Below are 16,971 nucleotides of genomic sequence, written 5' to 3' on the forward strand. Positions count from 1 at the left end.
CCTCGGCCGGATGACCGTTGAAGTTTACTCTACGCACAATTGGATGTATATATATAAACATGTATATACATCTTCTATAACGGCAGGCGGTGAGGGGATATATGACGGTATATTTCGCGGCAAAAGCATTGTTGCCGCAGGGCTGGGCGGAGAATGTCCGCATTACGGTTTCCGCACAGGGCATCATCACCGCGCTGGAAAGCGGTAGTCAGCCAGACGACCACACAATTTGCCTGGACGGTTTCCTGGTGCCGGGCATGCCAAACCTGCATTCGCACGCCTTTCAGCGTGCCATGGCCGGGCTGACCGAAGTGGTGGGCGATCCGGCAGACAGCTTCTGGACATGGCGCGATTTGATGTACCGGCTGGTGGATAAAATCACCCCCGAGCAACTGGAAACCATCGCCAGCTATCTGTACATCGAAATGCTGAAGGCCGGTTATACCTCGGTGGCCGAGTTTCACTATTTGCACCACGATCGCGGCGGAAAACCTTATGCGCAGCCTGCAGAGCTGGCGTTGCGTATTTCGCAAGCGGCGAAAACGGCGGGCATTGGCCTGACGTTACTGCCGGTGCTTTACAGCTTCGCCGGTTTTGGCGGGCAGCCAGCGACCGCCGGGCAGAGCCGCTTTATTCATGATACGGAAGGCTATCTGGCGCTGCATGAGGCGCTGACATCGCAGCTTGCGGCTGAGCCGATGCAGCGTACCGGGCTGTGCTTCCACTCGCTACGGGCCGTTACGCCGGAGCAGATGCAGCATGTGCTCAACGCCTGCCCGCAACCGCAGCCGATGCATATTCATATTGCCGAGCAGCAAAAAGAGGTCGATGACTGCGTGGCCTGGTCCGGGCTGCGTCCGGTGGAGTGGCTTTACCAGCATATGCCGGTGGATGAGCAGTGGTGCCTGATTCACGCCACGCATCTTACGCCGCAGGAAACCCAACAGATTGCCGCTTCCGGCGCAGTGGCGGGCTTGTGCCTGACCACCGAAGCCAATCTTGGTGACGGTATTTTCCCGGGGCCGGACTATCTTGCGCAGCAGGGGCGCTGGGGGATTGGCTCCGACAGCCATATCAGCGTCAGCGTCAGCGAGGATTTGCGCTGGTTTGAGTACGGGCAACGGTTAAACAAACAGCGGCGCAACTTGCTTCATCTGCCGGATGAACCTTATATCGGCAATGTGCTGTATCAGGGCGCATTGCAGGGCGGACGCCGCGCGCTGGGGCAGGCGATTGGTCAACTGGCGACCGGCCATCGTGCGGATATGCTGTTGCTCGACAGCCGCGATCCCTTCCTTGCTGCCGCAGGCGATCGTGAACGTCTGAATCGCTGGATTTTCGCCTGTTCGACGAACCCGATAAAAAGGGTGATGACCGGCGGACGCTGGGTGATTGAAGAGGGGCGTCACGCGCAGGAAGAGCAGGTGACAGCCGCGTTTATCAAGGTCATGCAGCAACTGGTGGCGTAAAACAAGGGATGCCAGGCGGCATCCCTTTTTGTCTCTTAATCTACGCGGTTAAGCAGCGGCAGCAGGAAGTTTGCCGCTTTCATCGCGCCGTTCGCCGTAATGGTGTGCGGCACGCCGGGCTCAAAATAGGTATCAACATCGACACCCGCCGCGCCAAGCAGTTCGGCAGCATGCTGGCTCTGCTGATAGTGAATCACCGGATCGCTCTCTCCGTGCACCAGCAGCACCGGCGTGTGCGGCGCAGGTTGCCACGGCTGTGCCGAGGCCAGACGACCGGAAAACGCTACCACCGCTGCCAGCGGCCACTCGGCATTGACCAGCGCATCCAGCGACATAATCGCCCCTTGCGAAAAACCACTCAGCACCAGCTTGTCTCGTCCGGGCTGCACATCGTGTTTCTCCAGCAGGCCATTAATGGTGGCGTTAAAGGCACTGCGGGCTTCGGCAATCCGCGCGGCGCGCGTTTCATCGGTAATGCCATTAACGCTGAACCACTGGAAACCCGGCCCCATATCAAAAGGCGACGGCCCGTCCGGCGTGGCGATAATCACATCGTCGAGAGTTTGCGACCAGTATTTCCCCAGACCTTGCAAATCCGAGCCACGGCTACCGACGCCGTGCAACAGCACAATCATTTTTTTCATTATTGCTTCCTGTCACAGCCCGTAAGCGCGTAAATCCGGCCCTTGCGGAACAATACCATTGGGGTTGAGGGCTTTAATCGAGTAATAACCCTGCTTGATATGGTCAATATTCACCGTCTCGCGAATACCGGGAACCGCCAGCATCTCGCGCAGATAGCGATCCAGATTCGGATACTCCGCCAGCTTACGAAGATTGCATTTAAACAATCCGTGGTAAGCCGCATCGAAGCGAACTAGCGTGACAAACAGGCGAATATCTGCCTCGGTAAGCTGCGTGCCGCACAGGAACGTGCGCTGAGCGAGATGGTTTTCCAGCTTATCAAGCTGGCTGAACACATCGTTCACCGCTTCTTCGTAACTCACCTGGGTGGTGGCAAAACCGGCGCGATAAACCCCGTTATTGAGGTTCGGGTAGATCTCCGCATTCAACTGGTCGATCTCATCGCGCAGGTGTGCTGGATAGAGATCGACCGCGTTGTTTGCCAGCGAACCAAAGCCGCTGTTCAGCATACGGACAATGTCGGCCGACTCGTTATTGACGATGGTGTGGGTTTGCTTATCCCACAGCACCGGCACCGTTGCGCGCCCGGTAAAGCGCGGATCGGCGCGGGTATAGAGCTGGTGCAGCCATTCGGCCTGATTCAGTGTGTCACGGTCGGCGCCTGGGTAGTCGCCAAAGTGCCAGCCTTCATCGAGCAGCCATGGTTCAACTACTGACACGCTGATCGCCGATTCCAGCCCTTTCAGCTTGCGGGCAATCAGCGTGCGCGAGGCCCAGGGGCAAATGAGCGCCACATACAGATGGTAACGGCCAGGTTCGGCGATGAATCCGCCTTCGCCGGTGATACCGGGTGCCCCGTCCGGGGTTACCCAGTGGCGAAAGCTGGAGGTCTGGCGAACAAAACCGCCTTTCTCGTCGGTGGCCTGAACCGGGTGCCAGTCGGCCGTCCATTTACCCTCAATCAGCATGCCGCCTCCGTTAGCCTTTTACCGGTGTGGGCTTCAGGGCAAATTTGCCGTCGCCCGTCAGCGCCAGTGTTAACAGACCAACAATCCAGAAGGCCGGGAACTCCCAACCGCCGTTCGGGTTAGTAAAGAAGAAACCGGCCGGGCCATGAACGGTGAAGATAGCGCCGAGCAGAATCGGGATCAGCACAATCGCCACAATACGCGCGTAAATACCGAGGATCAGGGCAATCGCCCCTACCAGTTCAACCGCCATGGTGATATAGGCCAGCCAGCCTGGCAGACCGAGCGAGGCGAAGAACTTCGCGGTGCCCGCCGGGGTGAAGGCGAAAAATTTCAGACTAAAGTGCGCCAGAAACAGAATACCGAGCGCCAGGCGCATAATCAGTGCGGCATAGGGGGTTGTGCGTTGGTCAAACATGGTGGTGTTCCTCTCAGTCAGTTGATGAGAGGAGTGTAAAGTCTTTCCAGCCGGAAAATTATCCGCGTAAAACAGGGATGTTTATTTCCATTTTGGAAATTATCACCATCCCTGTTCCCATTCCGGCTGCAGCGAGAAAACCTCCACCAGAAAATCGATCAGCACGCGGGATTTCTGCGCCAGGTAACGAGCGGGCGGATAAACGGCGAACAGCGCCAGCGGCGGGGCTTCATAGGCAGTGAGCACCGGTTTGACGCGCTGCTCTTTCAACGCTTTACCGGCGACAAACACCGGAATGCGCGCTATGCCCAGGCCGGCGCAGGCGGCTTCAAGGCACACTTCAGCGTTGGAAAATTTACTGTGTCCGCGCACCGGCTGAAGATGCAGTTGGTTGTGCTCATCGAGGAAAGGCCAGTGCCAGGGATCGCGGAAGTTGGTGTCAACAATCAGGCTGTGTTGCTCAAGCTGCTGCCAGTGCGTGGGCTCACCCTGCCGGGCAAGGTAATCCGGCGCGGCTACCACCACATTGCGGATCGCGCACAGGCGGCGGGCCACCAGGCTGCTGTCGGAAAGCGCGCCGATGCGCAGGGCAACATCAAACCCTTCATCCACCACGTTGACCAGCCGGTCGGCAAAGCTGACATCCAGTTCGATTTCAGGGTAGCGACGGGCAAACGCCACCAGATGCGGCGTGAGCTGAGAAGTGCCAAACGTGACGGGCGCAGAGATGCGCAGCAAACCAGAAGGCGCGTTGGCGATATTGCGCACGGCATCGTTAAGCGCATCGTAATCAATCAGTAACTGGCGGATACGATCGTAATAGGCCAGCCCCACTTCGGTTGGCGTCAGCGAGCGGGTGCTGCGTCGCAGCAGATTAACGCCCAGCTCCTGTTCCAGGCGGGAGATGAGTTTTGACGCCTGGCCGTGGCTGGTACCGCAGCGTAGCGCCGCACCGGTAAAGCTGCCCGTTTCCATCACCGCCACAAACATGCGATCGCAATCCAGCCGTTCCATACGTCTTTTCCGCAGAATTATCAGTGCTTCACCATAGCAAAAGCGCGCCACGGGCAACAGTCAGCGCCGTTGCGACGCGTGATTTTTACGGTATTGCAGCGGTGTTTCACCGATACCTTTCCTGAAAGCGCTAATAAACCAGGTGACGTCAGAAAACCCCACCAGTGCGGCGATATCGCGAATGCTGTGCGGGCTGTGCAGCAGATAATCGCAAGCTTTGCGCAGGCGAATGGTGTTGAGATAGTGGTTAATCGGCTCGCCGGTTTCTTCATGGAAGCGGCGCGAGATGTAGCTGCGCGATTTCCCCAGCTCCTGCGCCAGCTTTTCCAGGCTGAATTTTTGCTGGTAGTTCTCTTCCAGCCAGAACATCACTGGCGTGGCAATGCCGCAACCTTCTTCCGGCAATTTCTCACTCTCTTCCGGCAACATGCTCAGCAAAGTCAACAACAGGCAGGCGACCTGTTCGCCGTTCAGTTTCGCGCTGGCGGCCAGCCTGGCGTAGCCGCTGAACAGATGGTCGATATGGGCGTGAATAGCGGCTACATCCATCACCACCGCCGCGCCGCCGCGCTGAGAAAGCCGCTGCAAACGGCAGTGATTGTGCGGGAAATCGCGAAAATAATGGAGGATCGCGTGGTGATCAACATGAATGATGGTGCGGCGATAACTCGCCTGCGCCTGCTCATCGACCATCACTTTATGGATGGTGAGCGGCGGAAAGAAAAACAGCCGTCCAGGGCGCATAGTGTACTGGCGGTTATCGACGATCACCACGCCAAACCCCTCCTCGACATACAGCACTTCCAGGCACTGATGCCAGTGGTGATAGCGCACCGTATTGGCAAACAGGCGGCTGAACGATGCAACCGCATCGTTGAGGGTGATCAGTTCCAGTCTCTCTGTTTGCCAGTTGTCTGCCATAGTGCAACCAAACTCAACTTTTGCCCCGATGACGCTATTTATAAACCACGGTTTTAAATTTCCTCAACAGCGGGTTCAGCCAAAGCTTAGCGGTGTGACAGAGCTAACATTTCCCCTTCCTGGCGATTCACTATGCTTCTGCCACACGATACGGGAGAGAAACCTATGCAGGCGGCGGAAGTGAAAACCTCAAATCCATTGTCATCGCGCGCGGAGGTAGCCAGCGCGTTGACGCAGATGCTGGACGCGCTGGATAAGCAGTTTCCACAGGGTGCAGCGCGATTTTCGCTGGGAGCAACCAGCGCGCATTACAGCGCAGATATTGCCGAAATGGAGGGGCTGTCCCGCGCGTTGTGGGGGCTGTTTCCGTTGATGGCGGGCGGCGATGTGGAAACATTCAGCGATAAATATCTGACGGCCATTAAGCGCGGCACCGATCCACAAAGTGCCGGTTACTGGGGGAAAACCGGGCCGTACGATCAGCGGCTGGTGGAGATGGCCGCTTACGGTCTGGGGCTGGCGTTACTCGGCGATAAGCTGGCGGTGAAATTCAGCGAGACTGAGGCCGATAATCTGCATCAGTGGCTTAATCAAATCACCGATGCTGAGATGCCCGACAGCAACTGGAATTTCTTCGCCATCATGGTGCAACTGGGGTTTAAACGCGCCGGATTACCCTGGGAGCCAGCAGCTATCGCGCACCGTTTTCGCCTGATGGATGCCTATTACCTTGGCGACGGCTGGTATTCCGATGGTCCTGGCCGACCAAAGGATTACTACATTTCGATGGCGTTCCATTTCTATGGCCTGATCTACGCCACGCTGAATGGGGAAGAGGATGCCGAACGCGCGGCGATGATCCGCCAGCGAGCCAGCCTGTTTGCACAGGACTTTATCTATATGTCGGCGGCAGAAGGGGAGTCGGTGCCGTTTGGCCGCAGCCTGACCTACCGTTTTGCGATGGTGGCCTTCTGGAGCGCGGTGGCGTTCTCCGGGCTGGAAGTCTTTTCACCCGGCGTGGTGAAAGGGCTGATCCTGCGCCATTTACGCTGGTGGCTACGGCAGCCGATTTTCGATCGCGACGGCATCCTGACGCTCGGTTTTGCTTATCCGAACCTGGCGATGTGCGAAGACTACAACTCGCCGGGCTCGCCCTACTGGGCGCTGAAAGTCTTTTTGATCCTGGCACTGCCGGAATCCCATACCTTCTGGCGATCGGAAGAGCTGCCGCTGCCCGCGCTGGCTCCACAGCGCGTTATTCCGCCAGCGGGGCAGCTCCTCGTGCATACCGAACAATCACGGCATGTCTGGATGCTGACGTCCGGTCAGTTGGAACTGAACAACTACGTCAATACCGAGGCGAAATACACCAAATTTGCCTACTCCAGCCGCTTCGGTTTCACCATTGAACGTGGGCGCTATGGCATCAAGCATGCGGCCTGTGATTCTATGCTGTTACTCAGTGAAGGTGATAACTACTTCCGCGGCCGCCGCGAATGTGACGAGGTTGTGGTCAGCCCACAGGCGATTTTCTCCCGCTGGTCACCGTGGCATAACGTGCAGATTTCGACGTGGCTTATTCCCTGTGGAGACTGGCATTTACGCGTGCATCGCATTGATTCACAACGCCATTTACAAAGCGTCGAGGGCGGTTTTGCGGTGCTGAAAGCCCCGCATCGTCATGAGCAAAACGGCAGCCTGGTTGTGGCGGAAAATGGCGTCAGCGGTATTTTCGAACTGCTGGCTGATAATCCTCGGGAAGCTGACAGCGTGGTAACGCCGCCGAACAGCAGCATTATGTTTGCTCCTTGCGCCTCCATTCCCGTGCTGCGCGGCACGATAACGCCGGGCCGGCAATGGCTGGCCTGCGCGGTGCAGGCGGCCGTGACAGAGCAGGCGTTTCATCCGCATTTACCGCAATTATCCATAGAAGAAGATGCGCTGGTGATCTATTCGCCCGCGCAGGAAAAAATCGTCATTACATTTTAATTAAACGCCCGGCTGCAGCCGGGTAAATATCTCTGAACCCTACATGCTTTCGTCGAGGATAGTATGGAAAGAATAACCATTAATAATAAAGCAGAGTATTACAAAATCAGCAGCTTTATATTTCTCTACTTTTTTACCTGGTCCGCCAGTATTGGTTTGTTGGCTATCTGGTTGGGGCAAAAAGCCAATCTTAGCGGAACGGTAATTGGTACTGTATTTGCTATAAATGGGATATTTTCAGTGATCCTGAAACCAATATATGGTTATATCCTGGATAAAATCGGCATGAGCAAATATTTGCTCTATTTTGTTGTGCTGATGTCTGCGCTGATGGCACCATTTTTTATCTACGTGTATCAACCGCTGCTTATTTCCAATACCTTAGTGGGCATTATTGTTGGCGCGATTTATTTAAGTTTTGCCTGGTATGCCGGGGTTGCTGCCTGCGAATCCTATACCGATCGCTACAGTCGCTTAAACGGCATGGAGTTCGGGCAAATCCGCATGTGGGGATCGCTCGGCTGGGCTGTTGCATCGTCGTTTTCCGGCCTGCTGTTTAACCTCTCGCCAGCTTATAACTTCATCATGGGTTCTGTTGCCTCGCTGATCATGCTGGTGGTTCTACTGAGCCTGAAAGTGAATGTCCACTCCGCTCACGCCAGCGATGTGCTGACGAAAGAGAAAATCGTGCCAGCGGATGTTTACGCGCTGCTGCGTAACCGAAAATTCTGGGCTTTCTGCCTGTATGTTGCAGGCGTGGCATGGATGATGTTTATCGCGGAACAGCAGTTCTCCCGTTACTTTGTCACCTTCTTTACCGATATCCACCAGGGCAACGCGGTGTTTGGTTACCTGGGCACGGTGCAGTCCGGCATGGAATTTGTCATGTATATGGTGATCCCGCTGTTTGTTAATTTTATCGGTGCCAAGCGCGGGTTGCTGATTGTCGGGTTGGTGGTGGGGGCGCGGCTGATTATTTCCGGGCTGTGCGAATCGCATCTGCTGATTTCGGTATTAAAACCGCTGTACGGTCTGGAAATCTGCCTGCTGTTGGTGTCGGTATTTAAATATATCGCCGAGCATTTCGATAAGCGGGTTAACGCCACCATGTATTTATTAGGTTATCAGGCCATGTTGTATGTCGGTAATGTGGTGGTCTCTTCTCCGGCCGGAATATTATATGACCGTATCGGTTTTGAAAATACCTACATCATTATGGGCTGTATTGCGCTGAGCTTTACTTTTATTTCGTTATTTACCTTGTCTGCCTGCCAGAGCAAATGGCGACAACATGGAGCATTAGATATTGCCCGCGATAATGCAGTGCGCTGATCTTATTTTCTGTAACAACAAGGAACCGAAATATGTTAAGTAAAATCGTTGAGGAAACGTTACGCGATTATCCGGGCGCGCCAATGGATGTGCAGGCGTTTAAAGATGAACTGGATTCCGCACGTGCGCATACCCTTGAACTGATTCGCCGTCATTTAACGGATTTCGGTGATAAATTCCCCGCCGAAACCTGCGTCCACGGCTATTATCCGCTGACTAAAAATGTTGAGTGGACCACCAGCTTCTGGACCGGGCAATTGTGGCTGGCATGGGAGATGAGCGGCGATGACAGTTTCCGTGCGATGGCGGAGCGCCACGTGCGCTCGTTTGGTCTGCGCATTGCCGGACGTCACGATACCAACACACACGATCTGGGCTTCTTATATACGCTCTCCTGCGTGGCGGCCTGGCGTCTGACCGGTAATCATGAGGCGCGCGGGTTTGCCCTGCTGGCTGCCGAAGCACTGCTGGAACGTTTTCACGAGAAAGCGCAGATCATCCAGGCGTGGGGCGATTTGCAGGATCCTGAGCAGGCCGGGCGCATGATCATCGACTGCAACATGAACCTGCCGCTGCTTTACTGGGCCAGTGAGCAGACCGGGGATCGGCGCTTTGCCCAGGCGGCGCAGGCACATGTACAGCAAGCGGCGAAATACCTGATCCGTGAAGATGCTTCCACTTTTCACACGTATTATATGGACGTGCAAACGGGCGCTCCGCGCTATGGCAACACGCAGCAGGGGTATGCCGATGACTCCTGCTGGTCGCGCGGCCAGGCGTGGGGGATTTATGGTTTCCTGCTGAGCTTTATCTACACCGGTGATAAAGAGATGGTGGCGCTGTCGAAACGGCTGGCGAATTACTTCCTCAACCGTTTACCGGAAGATGCGGTGTGCCACTGGGATCTGGCGCTGGTGGGCAGCGATGCGCTGCGCGACTCCTCTTCGGCGGCGATTGCGGTGTGCGGCTTGCTGGAACTGATTAAACATCTGCCAGTGACCGATCCCGATCACGCGCGTTATCAACAGTGGGCGATGCGCATTATGTCGTCGCTGGGTAAGCACTACCTGGCCGGGAAAAATGAAGCCACGACCGGGCTACTGAAACATTCGGTCTACCATCTGTCGGGCAATAAAGGGGTGGATGAGTGCTGTAGCTGGGGGGATTATTTCTATGTGGAGGCGCTGGCGCGCTTTTCGCAGAGCTGGAAATTGTACTGGTAGAAATAAAAACGCCGGATAGCGGCTGCGCTTATCCGGCTTTCGTCACTTCCCCTCACCGCGCGGTAAGGGGCGCGTGCTCAAAGACCCGCTTGCAGGATGCGGATATGCGTTTCCAGCACGTCGCCTTTGACCGCTTCGCTCCACGCTTTCATGTGCGGCGTTTGCAGATGCGCTTCAAGATGCGCCACGCTTTCCCACCGCTCCACCATCATAATGGAATCCGGCGCAGTAGCCTGGAAACTAACGCCCGCAGCGTGATCGACCAGCGGCTCATAGCCGTGACACCCCTCTTCCTGCAACACCACAGGAACGATTTTCGCGAACTGATCGAGCACCGCCTGGCGATGATGCTGCCCGGGACGGGTACGGATTTCGGCAATAACTGTCAACATAATTGGCTAACTCCTTCTAAGTCCAGCTACACAGTTAAGCAAAAATCTCCGCCAGATGCTTGCGATATTCTGCGATATAGCGCGGCACGTCCGGCATTTTAATCACGTCATTGGTGATAAAGGTCGGCAGCGCTTCCATACCGAGGAACTGATTCGCTTTGTGGAACGGCAGGTAAACACCATCAACGCCGACACCGTGGAAGAACTGATCTTTCTCGGTGAACGCTTCCATCGGCGCATTCCAGGTCAGCGACAGCATATAGGTTTTGCCCTGAATCAGCCCGCCGGAACCGTATTTTTTGGAGGCATCGGAACGGGTGCGACCATCGCTGGCATACAGTGAACCGTGACCTTCAGTGAACACGTCGTCCATATATTTCTTCACCGTCCACGGCGCGCCCATCCACCAGCCCGGCATCTGCCAGATAACAGTGTCGGCCCACAGGAAGTTCTGCACTTCCGCCTGGACGTCGTAATCGCCGTCGGTACGCACGGTTTTAACATCATGTCCGAGGTCGCGCAGATAGCTTTCCGCGACTTCGGTCAGGGTGTCGTTCAGTTGACCATTAGAGTGCGCGAATTTTTTCGCACCGTTGATAATCAGAATATTGCTCATGGGATGTCCTCAATCAAAATCGAATGACGGCAATGTTACCCTGAACATCGGTACGGAAAAATTGGAAAAAAGTGCAAAGACTTTTACGCTGGATGCAATAATCGCGCTACCACGTTATCTGTGCGATAAAGCCTCCTTCAGGATGATTGCTGAAGGAAACCGACATGTGGTGCAGCCTGGCGATGCGTTTAACAATCGACAAACCTAGACCGCTGCCGGTGGCGCTTTGCCCTGGCGGGCGGTAGAAACGCTCACCGGCGTGCTTTTGCATCTCATCGCTCATGCCGGGGCCATTGTCCCGCACGGTCAGCGAGTGGCTATCGAGCGTGACATCCACCGTGCTTCCCGGCGGGCTGTAGCGGATCGCATTATCCAGCAGATTGCGGATCAGCAGGCTGAGTAACAGCGGCTGGCCTTCGCGGTTGACGGAAGGCGTATTCAGATGTAACCGCACTTCAATACCCGCCTGCTGCGCCGGATGGTAGATATCCATGATGGCTGATTGCAGCACATTCTCCAGCGCAACGGTTTCGATATCCGCCAGGTTATCCAGCGAATCCAGCCTTGATAAGGTGAGCAACTGATCGACCAGCCGTGTGGCGCGATCAATACCGCGATGCAGCTGGGAGAGCGCCTTTTGCAGCGCTTCGGAGTCGTCATGGGAAAGCTGCGCCACGTCGGTTTGTACTTTCAGCGCCGCCAGCGGGCTACGCAGCTCATGCGCGGCATCAGAGGTAAAGCGCCGCTCGCGCAGCATCATGGTGTGCGTGCGGGCAAACAGCTGATTCAGTGCATCGACCAGCGGTCGTACTTCGCTGGGCACGCCTTGCGAATTGAGTGGTTGAGCGAGATCCGGCGCGCGATGCCGTAGCGCCAGCGCCAGTTTTTTCAGCGGTCGCAATTCAATACTCAGCAGCACGATCAGTAAGATCAGCATTAATGGCAGAGCCACCAGCCAGGGCGTGAGCTGGGAGGTGATGATCTCCAGCGCCATCTCCTGGCGATATTCCCACTCCTGGCCGACCACGATGCGGAAGGTATTGTCCGGTGCGGTCAGCCAGAGAAAACGCCAGCGTTCATCATCGTCGCGCAAATGACCATTATCAAAACCTTCGCGCCGGTAGCTGTAAGGGATATCTTTGCCGTTTTCGCCGTCGTGCAGCAGCATTTTGCCGTCGGTTGAATAGATGGCGAATGCCAGCGCGTCATCGTCCAGATGACCGTGTTTGATCTTCTTGCTGGCGATCTGCGGCGCGGGATTTTTAAGCTGTTCAAATTCCATCACGCTTAAGCGTTTGGCAAACAACATTTGCTGAGTATCGAACAACTTATCAAGCTTTGAACGCGTCTGATCCCAGGCCACCAGGCTGGCGCACAGCCAGGCCGCCATAGCCAGCAGAAAGAAGAGTAGGGTCAGGCGCAGGCGCAGACTCAGTGGACGGGCAATTTTCATGCGTCTCCCAGCGTATAACCGATGCCATGAACGGTGCGGATAAAGGTGCTGCCGAGCTTGCGCCGCAAGTGGTGGACATGCACTTCGACCGCGTTGCTGGAGACTTCATCGTCCCAGTTATAGAGTTTCTCTTCGATTAATTTACGCGGTAACACGCGTCCGGCGTTGCGCAGCAGCAGCTCCAGCAGGGCAAACTCTTTCGGCTTTAATACCAGCGTTTCGCCCTCTAGCGTGGCGATCAGGCTGGCCGGATCAAGGGTTACCGGGCCGTGTCGCAGCACGCTTTGCGTCTGCCCGTGGGTGCGGCGAATAAGCACTTCCAGCCGGGCGGCAACCTCGACCAGCGCAAAAGGTTTGCACAGATAATCGTCAGCGCCCAGGCGCAAACCTTCGACACGCTGCTCAATGGCATCGCGGGCGGTGAGAATCAATACCGGTTCGCTGCGTTTTTGGCTGCGCCAGTGGCGAAGAATATCCAGCCCGTCAATGCCTGGCAGCGTCAAATCCAGAATCACCGCATCGTAAGGCGCGGCAAACAGCGCGGCCTGACCCTGCTTGCCTTCGGTGAACCAGTCAACGCTAAATCCTTTTTTGCTCAGCCCGGCTTTGATGCCATCGCCGATGAGCGTGTCATCTTCAATCAATAAAATGCGCACATCGCCTCCTTTCTCACTCGACTTTCATGCAGTTAAACCGTTTGCGACAAGTAATGTACAGCGGAAATTTTTCTTTTCGCCCCTTAAGAAGTTGTTAAGAACTTGCAGGTTAAATGAGCGGAAACCACAGAAAAAGGGAGAGAAAAGATGAAGAAGATTTCTGCAATTATCGCCGCTATTGCACTGTGTTCCGCCCCCGCTTTCGCGGCGAATCAAGGGGGCTTTACCGGGCCGGGTTCCACGCAGCAGAGCGGTGGATTTACCGGGCCGGACAGCAGCAAAGCCACCGTCGAAAGCGCTAAATCGCTGCGCGACGATGCGTGGGTTACGCTGCGTGGCAACATTGTTGAGCGCCTTTCTGATGATACCTATTTATTTAAGGATGCAACCGGCACCATCAATATCGATATCAACCGTAAGCGCTGGAATGGCGTGACGGTCGGGCCACAGGATGTGGTCGAAATTCAGGGCGAAGTCGATAAAGACTGGAATTCAGTGGAAATCGACGTCAAAGAGATTCGTAAAGTCACTCAGTAAGCGCCTGTTGTGCGCGAAAAATCGCTCATCGCTATGACTCTTCGCCGCAGATAAGGTAGTATCTGCGGCAATATTGCCGCCGCACAGGTGGCCGCATACGTTGAGGAATCTCGATTAATGAGCGATATGGCAGAGCGCCTTGCGCTGCATGAATTTACGGAAAACGCATACCTGAACTACTCCATGTACGTCATCATGGATCGTGCGTTGCCGTTTATCGGTGATGGCCTGAAGCCGGTTCAGCGCCGCATCGTTTACGCAATGTCAGAGCTGGGGTTGAACGCCAGCGCGAAGTTTAAAAAATCCGCCCGTACGGTCGGCGATGTATTAGGTAAATACCATCCGCACGGCGATAGCGCCTGTTACGAAGCGATGGTGCTGATGGCGCAGCCGTTCTCCTACCGCTATCCGCTGGTGGATGGCCAGGGCAACTGGGGCGCGCCGGACGATCCGAAGTCCTTCGCCGCCATGCGTTATACCGAATCCCGCCTGTCGAAATACGCCGAACTGCTGCTCAGTGAACTGGGCCAGGGCACCGTTGACTGGGTGCCGAACTTCGACGGTACGTTGCAGGAGCCGAAAATGCTGCCTGCGCGGTTGCCGAACATCCTGCTGAACGGCACTACCGGTATTGCGGTTGGGATGGCAACGGACATTCCGCCGCACAACCTGCGTGAAGTGGCGAATGCCGCCATCGCCCTGATTGAACAGCCGAAAACCACGCTCGATCACCTGCTGGATATTGTGCAGGGGCCGGATTATCCGACCGAAGCAGAGATCATCACCTCCCGCGCTGAAATCCGTAAAATTTACCAGAACGGTCGCGGCTCAGTGCGCATGCGCGCGGTGTGGAAAAAAGAGGATGGCGCAGTAGTGATCACGGCGCTGCCGCATCAGGTTTCCGGCGCGCGCGTGCTGGAGCAGATTGCCGCCCAGATGCGCAATAAAAAGCTGCCGATGGTCGACGATCTGCGTGACGAGTCGGATCATGAAAACCCGACGCGTCTGGTGATTGTGCCGCGCTCTAATCGCGTGGATATGGAGCAGGTGATGAACCACCTGTTCGCCACCACCGATCTGGAAAAGAGCTATCGCATTAACCTGAACATGATCGGTCTGGATGGTCGTCCGGCGGTGAAAAACCTGCTGGAGATACTGACCGAATGGCTGGCGTTCCGCCGCGATACCGTACGCCGCCGTCTGAACCATCGTCTGGAGAAAGTGCTCAAGCGCCTGCATATCCTGGAAGGTTTGCTGGTCGCGTTTCTCAATATCGACGAAGTGATCGAAATTATCCGTACTGAAGATGATCCGAAACCGGCGTTGATGTCGCGTTTTGGCATCAGTGAAACGCAGGCGGAAGCGATCCTTGAGTTAAAACTGCGTCATCTCGCCAAACTGGAAGAGATGAAAATTCGCGGTGAGCAGAACGAGCTGGAAAAAGAGCGCGATCAGTTGCAGGCGATCCTGGCTTCCGAGCGCAAGATGGACAATCTGCTGAAGAAAGAGTTGCAGGCTGACGCCGCGGCATTTGGCGACGATCGCCGTTCGCCGCTGCATGAGCGTGAAGAAGCGAAAGCGATGAACGAGCATGACATGCAGCCGTCTGAGCCGGTCACTATCGTGCTGTCGCAAATGGGCTGGGTACGCAGCGCCAAAGGCCATGACATTGATGCGCAGGGTCTGAGTTACAAAGCCGGAGACAGCTGGAAAGCGTCGGTGAAAGGTAAGAGCAACCAGCCCGTGGTGTTTATTGATACCACCGGGCGCAGCTACGCTATCGATCCGATTACGCTGCCGTCTGCGCGCGGCCAGGGCGAGCCGTTAACCGGTAAGCTGACGCTGCCGCCGGGCGCGACAGTTGAGCATATGATCATGAGTAGCGACGATCAGAAGCTGCTGATGGCTTCCGATGCTGGTTACGGCTTTGTCTGCACTTTCAACGATTTAGTGGCGCGGAACCGCGCCGGTAAAACGCTGATCAGCCTGCCGGATGGGGCGAAAGTGATGCCGCCGCTGGCGATCGATAATGATGACGATATGCTGCTGGCCATCACCACCGCAGGGCGCATGCTGATGTTCCCGGTGAGCGATCTGCCGCAGTTGTCGAAAGGCAAAGGCAACAAGATCATTGGCATTCCGTCGGCGGATGCGGCGAAAGGTGTTGATGGTCTGGCGCATCTCTATTTGCTGCCGCCGCTCAGCACGCTGACCATTCATGTCGGCAAACGTAAAATCAAACTGCGTCCGGAAGAGTTGCAGAAAGTGCAGGGCGAGCGCGGACGCCGCGGTACGCTGATGCGCGGCTTGCAGAAAATCGACCGCGTGGAAATTGATGCTCCTTCCCGTCCGACGGCAGGCGATAGCGAAGAATAATCTTCCTAAAGTGTGCGCCTCTCCTTTCTGGAGGGGCGCATGTACACGTAAAATTTCCCGTAAAAGCGTTGTTTATTCGTGCATTGCGATTAACAATACGTTGTTTTAAAGGCCGCATAACACAAAAGCCCAGACCAGGTAATGGTCATTGGTGGCACAGCCTGTTTTAGCGTCATTGCAGGCATGGATATTATGCTCAAAGGTATGGGCTTCAGAGGTCGCTATGCTATTCATTTTTCGTATAATCATCGTTGTTATTTACTCCATTCTGGTGTGCGTATTCGGGTCAATCTACTGTCTGTTCAGTCCGCGTAATCCTAAGCATGTCGCCACGTTCGGCCATATGTTTGGCCGCCTTGCACCGGTGCTTGGGCTGAAAGTGGAAACCCGTTTGCCGCCGGGCGCTGAGAAATTCGGTAACGCCATTTACATCGCCAACCACCAGAACAACTACGACATGGTTACGGCGTCCAGCATTGTGTTGCCGCCAACGGTGACGGTGGGCAAAAAGAGCCTGCTGTGGATCCCGTTTTTTGGCCAGCTTTACTGGCTGACCGGCAACCTGCTGATCGACCGTGATAACAGGGCGAAAGCGCACGGTACCATTGCTCAGGTGGTGAAACAGATCCAGAAACGCAATATCTCCATCTGGATGTTCCCGGAAGGCACCCGCAGCCGTGGACGCGGTCTGCTGCCGTTTAAAACCGGCGCGTTTCATGCGGCGATTGCGGCGGGCGTGCCAATTATCCCGGTTTGCGTTTCCACCACCTCTAACAAAATCAACCTTAACCGCCTGCGCAACGGTCTGGCGATTGTTGAGATGCTGCCGCCTATTGATGTGACGCAGTTTGGTAAAGATCAGGTTCGCCAACTGGCGACGTACTGCCATGATCTGATGGCAAAAAAGATTGAAGAGCTGGATAAAGAAGTTGCCGAACGCGAAGCAGCAGGCCGGGTTTAAT

Annotated in this window: 16 protein-coding genes; 7 read left to right on the forward strand and 9 right to left on the reverse strand. The window is 55.5% G+C overall.

Annotated elements, in window-relative coordinates:
* The first annotated feature begins 101 nt into the window (after nucleotides 1-101).
* A complete protein-coding gene (locus AWR26_RS03385) occupies nucleotides 102-1,469 on the forward strand; it encodes a formimidoylglutamate deiminase (RefSeq protein ID WP_064563575.1) in 1,368 nt (455 codons plus the stop codon).
* A 35-nt stretch (nucleotides 1,470-1,504) separates the two neighbouring features.
* Here the strand turns inward: AWR26_RS03385 and AWR26_RS03390 are convergent, their stop codons facing one another.
* From AWR26_RS03390 to AWR26_RS03410, 5 genes are all read right to left on the reverse strand, one after another.
* Entirely contained in the window at nucleotides 1,505-2,113 is a 609-nt protein-coding gene (locus AWR26_RS03390) for an alpha/beta hydrolase (RefSeq protein ID WP_064563577.1), read from the reverse strand.
* Between the two features lie 12 nt (nucleotides 2,114-2,125).
* On the reverse strand, nucleotides 2,126-3,082 hold the full coding sequence (locus AWR26_RS03395) for a glutathione S-transferase family protein (RefSeq protein WP_064563579.1): 957 nt from the start codon (nucleotides 3,080-3,082) through the stop codon (nucleotides 2,126-2,128).
* Nucleotides 3,083-3,092: 10 nt separating this feature from the next.
* On the reverse strand, nucleotides 3,093-3,500 hold the full coding sequence (locus AWR26_RS03400) for a DoxX family protein (protein WP_064563581.1): 408 nt from the start codon (nucleotides 3,498-3,500) through the stop codon (nucleotides 3,093-3,095).
* Nucleotides 3,501-3,602: 102 nt separating this feature from the next.
* A complete protein-coding gene (locus AWR26_RS03405; protein ID WP_064563582.1) occupies nucleotides 3,603-4,514 on the reverse strand; it encodes a LysR family transcriptional regulator in 912 nt (303 codons plus the stop codon).
* A 60-nt stretch (nucleotides 4,515-4,574) separates the two neighbouring features.
* Complete coding sequence (locus AWR26_RS03410; RefSeq protein ID WP_064563584.1) at nucleotides 4,575-5,435, reverse strand: helix-turn-helix transcriptional regulator; 861 nt, start codon at nucleotides 5,433-5,435, stop codon at nucleotides 4,575-4,577.
* A 165-nt stretch (nucleotides 5,436-5,600) separates the two neighbouring features.
* Here AWR26_RS03410 and AWR26_RS03415 point away from each other — a divergent pair, with 165 nt between their 5' ends.
* The 3 genes from AWR26_RS03415 (at nucleotide 5,601) to AWR26_RS03425 (ending at nucleotide 9,979) form a co-directional block, all read left to right on the forward strand.
* On the forward strand, nucleotides 5,601-7,424 hold the full coding sequence (locus AWR26_RS03415; protein WP_064563586.1) for a DUF2264 domain-containing protein: 1,824 nt from the start codon (nucleotides 5,601-5,603) through the stop codon (nucleotides 7,422-7,424).
* Between the two features lie 63 nt (nucleotides 7,425-7,487).
* Nucleotides 7,488-8,756, forward strand: a complete 1,269-nt coding sequence (locus AWR26_RS03420; RefSeq protein ID WP_064563588.1) for an oligosaccharide MFS transporter — start codon at nucleotides 7,488-7,490, stop codon at nucleotides 8,754-8,756.
* Nucleotides 8,757-8,788: 32 nt separating this feature from the next.
* Complete coding sequence (locus AWR26_RS03425; protein WP_064563590.1) at nucleotides 8,789-9,979, forward strand: glycoside hydrolase family 88 protein; 1,191 nt, start codon at nucleotides 8,789-8,791, stop codon at nucleotides 9,977-9,979.
* Nucleotides 9,980-10,056: 77 nt separating this feature from the next.
* On the opposite strand, the gene AWR26_RS03430 is transcribed toward AWR26_RS03425, so the two are convergent.
* The 4 genes from AWR26_RS03430 to qseB all read right to left on the reverse strand — a co-directional run bounded on the left by AWR26_RS03430 (nucleotide 10,057) and on the right by qseB (nucleotide 13,096).
* Nucleotides 10,057-10,371 carry a putative quinol monooxygenase gene (locus AWR26_RS03430; protein WP_043956517.1) on the reverse strand — a complete coding sequence of 105 codons (315 nt, stop codon included), beginning with the start codon at nucleotides 10,369-10,371 and terminating at the stop codon, nucleotides 10,057-10,059.
* A 34-nt stretch (nucleotides 10,372-10,405) separates the two neighbouring features.
* Nucleotides 10,406-10,987, reverse strand: a complete 582-nt coding sequence (locus AWR26_RS03435) for an NAD(P)H-dependent oxidoreductase (RefSeq protein ID WP_064563592.1) — start codon at nucleotides 10,985-10,987, stop codon at nucleotides 10,406-10,408.
* Nucleotides 10,988-11,093: 106 nt separating this feature from the next.
* Nucleotides 11,094-12,440, reverse strand: a complete 1,347-nt coding sequence (qseC, locus tag AWR26_RS03440) for a quorum sensing histidine kinase QseC (protein ID WP_064563594.1) — start codon at nucleotides 12,438-12,440, stop codon at nucleotides 11,094-11,096.
* Nucleotides 12,437-13,096 carry a quorum sensing response regulator transcription factor QseB gene (gene qseB / locus AWR26_RS03445; RefSeq protein ID WP_064563596.1) on the reverse strand — a complete coding sequence of 220 codons (660 nt, stop codon included), beginning with the start codon at nucleotides 13,094-13,096 and terminating at the stop codon, nucleotides 12,437-12,439. Before qseB ends, qseC begins: the two co-directional genes overlap by 4 nt.
* Nucleotides 13,097-13,243: 147 nt before the next feature.
* Between qseB and AWR26_RS03450 the strand changes: the two genes are divergently transcribed.
* The 3 genes from AWR26_RS03450 to plsC all read left to right on the forward strand — a co-directional run bounded on the left by AWR26_RS03450 (nucleotide 13,244) and on the right by plsC (nucleotide 16,970).
* Complete coding sequence (locus AWR26_RS03450; RefSeq protein WP_043956521.1) at nucleotides 13,244-13,633, forward strand: YgiW/YdeI family stress tolerance OB fold protein; 390 nt, start codon at nucleotides 13,244-13,246, stop codon at nucleotides 13,631-13,633.
* Between the two features lie 117 nt (nucleotides 13,634-13,750).
* A complete protein-coding gene (gene parC / locus AWR26_RS03455) occupies nucleotides 13,751-16,009 on the forward strand; it encodes a DNA topoisomerase IV subunit A (protein ID WP_064563598.1) in 2,259 nt (752 codons plus the stop codon).
* A 223-nt stretch (nucleotides 16,010-16,232) separates the two neighbouring features.
* Nucleotides 16,233-16,970: a 1-acylglycerol-3-phosphate O-acyltransferase gene (gene plsC, locus AWR26_RS03460; RefSeq protein WP_064563600.1), complete on the forward strand. Its 738-nt coding sequence runs from the start codon at nucleotides 16,233-16,235 to the stop codon at nucleotides 16,968-16,970.
* The last annotated feature ends 1 nt before the right edge of the window (nucleotide 16,971 follow it).

It is taken from the genome of Kosakonia oryzae (genome assembly GCF_001658025.2).
GTDB lineage: Bacteria > Pseudomonadota > Gammaproteobacteria > Enterobacterales > Enterobacteriaceae > Kosakonia > Kosakonia oryzae.

Coding starts and splice junctions, on each gene's coding strand:
- AWR26_RS03385 (WP_064563575.1), top strand. CDS start 102: ATGACGGTATATTTCGCGGCAAAAGCATTGTTGCCGCAGGGCTGGGCG.
- AWR26_RS03390 (WP_064563577.1), bottom strand. CDS start 2,113: ATGAAAAAAATGATTGTGCTGTTGCACGGCGTCGGTAGCCGTGGCTCG.
- AWR26_RS03395 (WP_064563579.1), bottom strand. CDS start 3,082: ATGCTGATTGAGGGTAAATGGACGGCCGACTGGCACCCGGTTCAGGCC.
- AWR26_RS03400 (WP_064563581.1), bottom strand. CDS start 3,500: ATGTTTGACCAACGCACAACCCCCTATGCCGCACTGATTATGCGCCTG.
- AWR26_RS03405 (WP_064563582.1), bottom strand. CDS start 4,514: ATGGAACGGCTGGATTGCGATCGCATGTTTGTGGCGGTGATGGAAACG.
- AWR26_RS03410 (WP_064563584.1), bottom strand. CDS start 5,435: ATGGCAGACAACTGGCAAACAGAGAGACTGGAACTGATCACCCTCAAC.
- AWR26_RS03415 (WP_064563586.1), top strand. CDS start 5,601: ATGCAGGCGGCGGAAGTGAAAACCTCAAATCCATTGTCATCGCGCGCG.
- AWR26_RS03420 (WP_064563588.1), top strand. CDS start 7,488: ATGGAAAGAATAACCATTAATAATAAAGCAGAGTATTACAAAATCAGC.
- AWR26_RS03425 (WP_064563590.1), top strand. CDS start 8,789: ATGTTAAGTAAAATCGTTGAGGAAACGTTACGCGATTATCCGGGCGCG.
- AWR26_RS03430 (WP_043956517.1), bottom strand. CDS start 10,371: ATGTTGACAGTTATTGCCGAAATCCGTACCCGTCCCGGGCAGCATCAT.
- AWR26_RS03435 (WP_064563592.1), bottom strand. CDS start 10,987: ATGAGCAATATTCTGATTATCAACGGTGCGAAAAAATTCGCGCACTCT.
- qseC (WP_064563594.1), bottom strand. CDS start 12,440: ATGAAAATTGCCCGTCCACTGAGTCTGCGCCTGCGCCTGACCCTACTC.
- AWR26_RS03450 (WP_043956521.1), top strand. CDS start 13,244: ATGAAGAAGATTTCTGCAATTATCGCCGCTATTGCACTGTGTTCCGCC.
- parC (WP_064563598.1), top strand. CDS start 13,751: ATGAGCGATATGGCAGAGCGCCTTGCGCTGCATGAATTTACGGAAAAC.
- plsC (WP_064563600.1), top strand. CDS start 16,233: ATGCTATTCATTTTTCGTATAATCATCGTTGTTATTTACTCCATTCTG.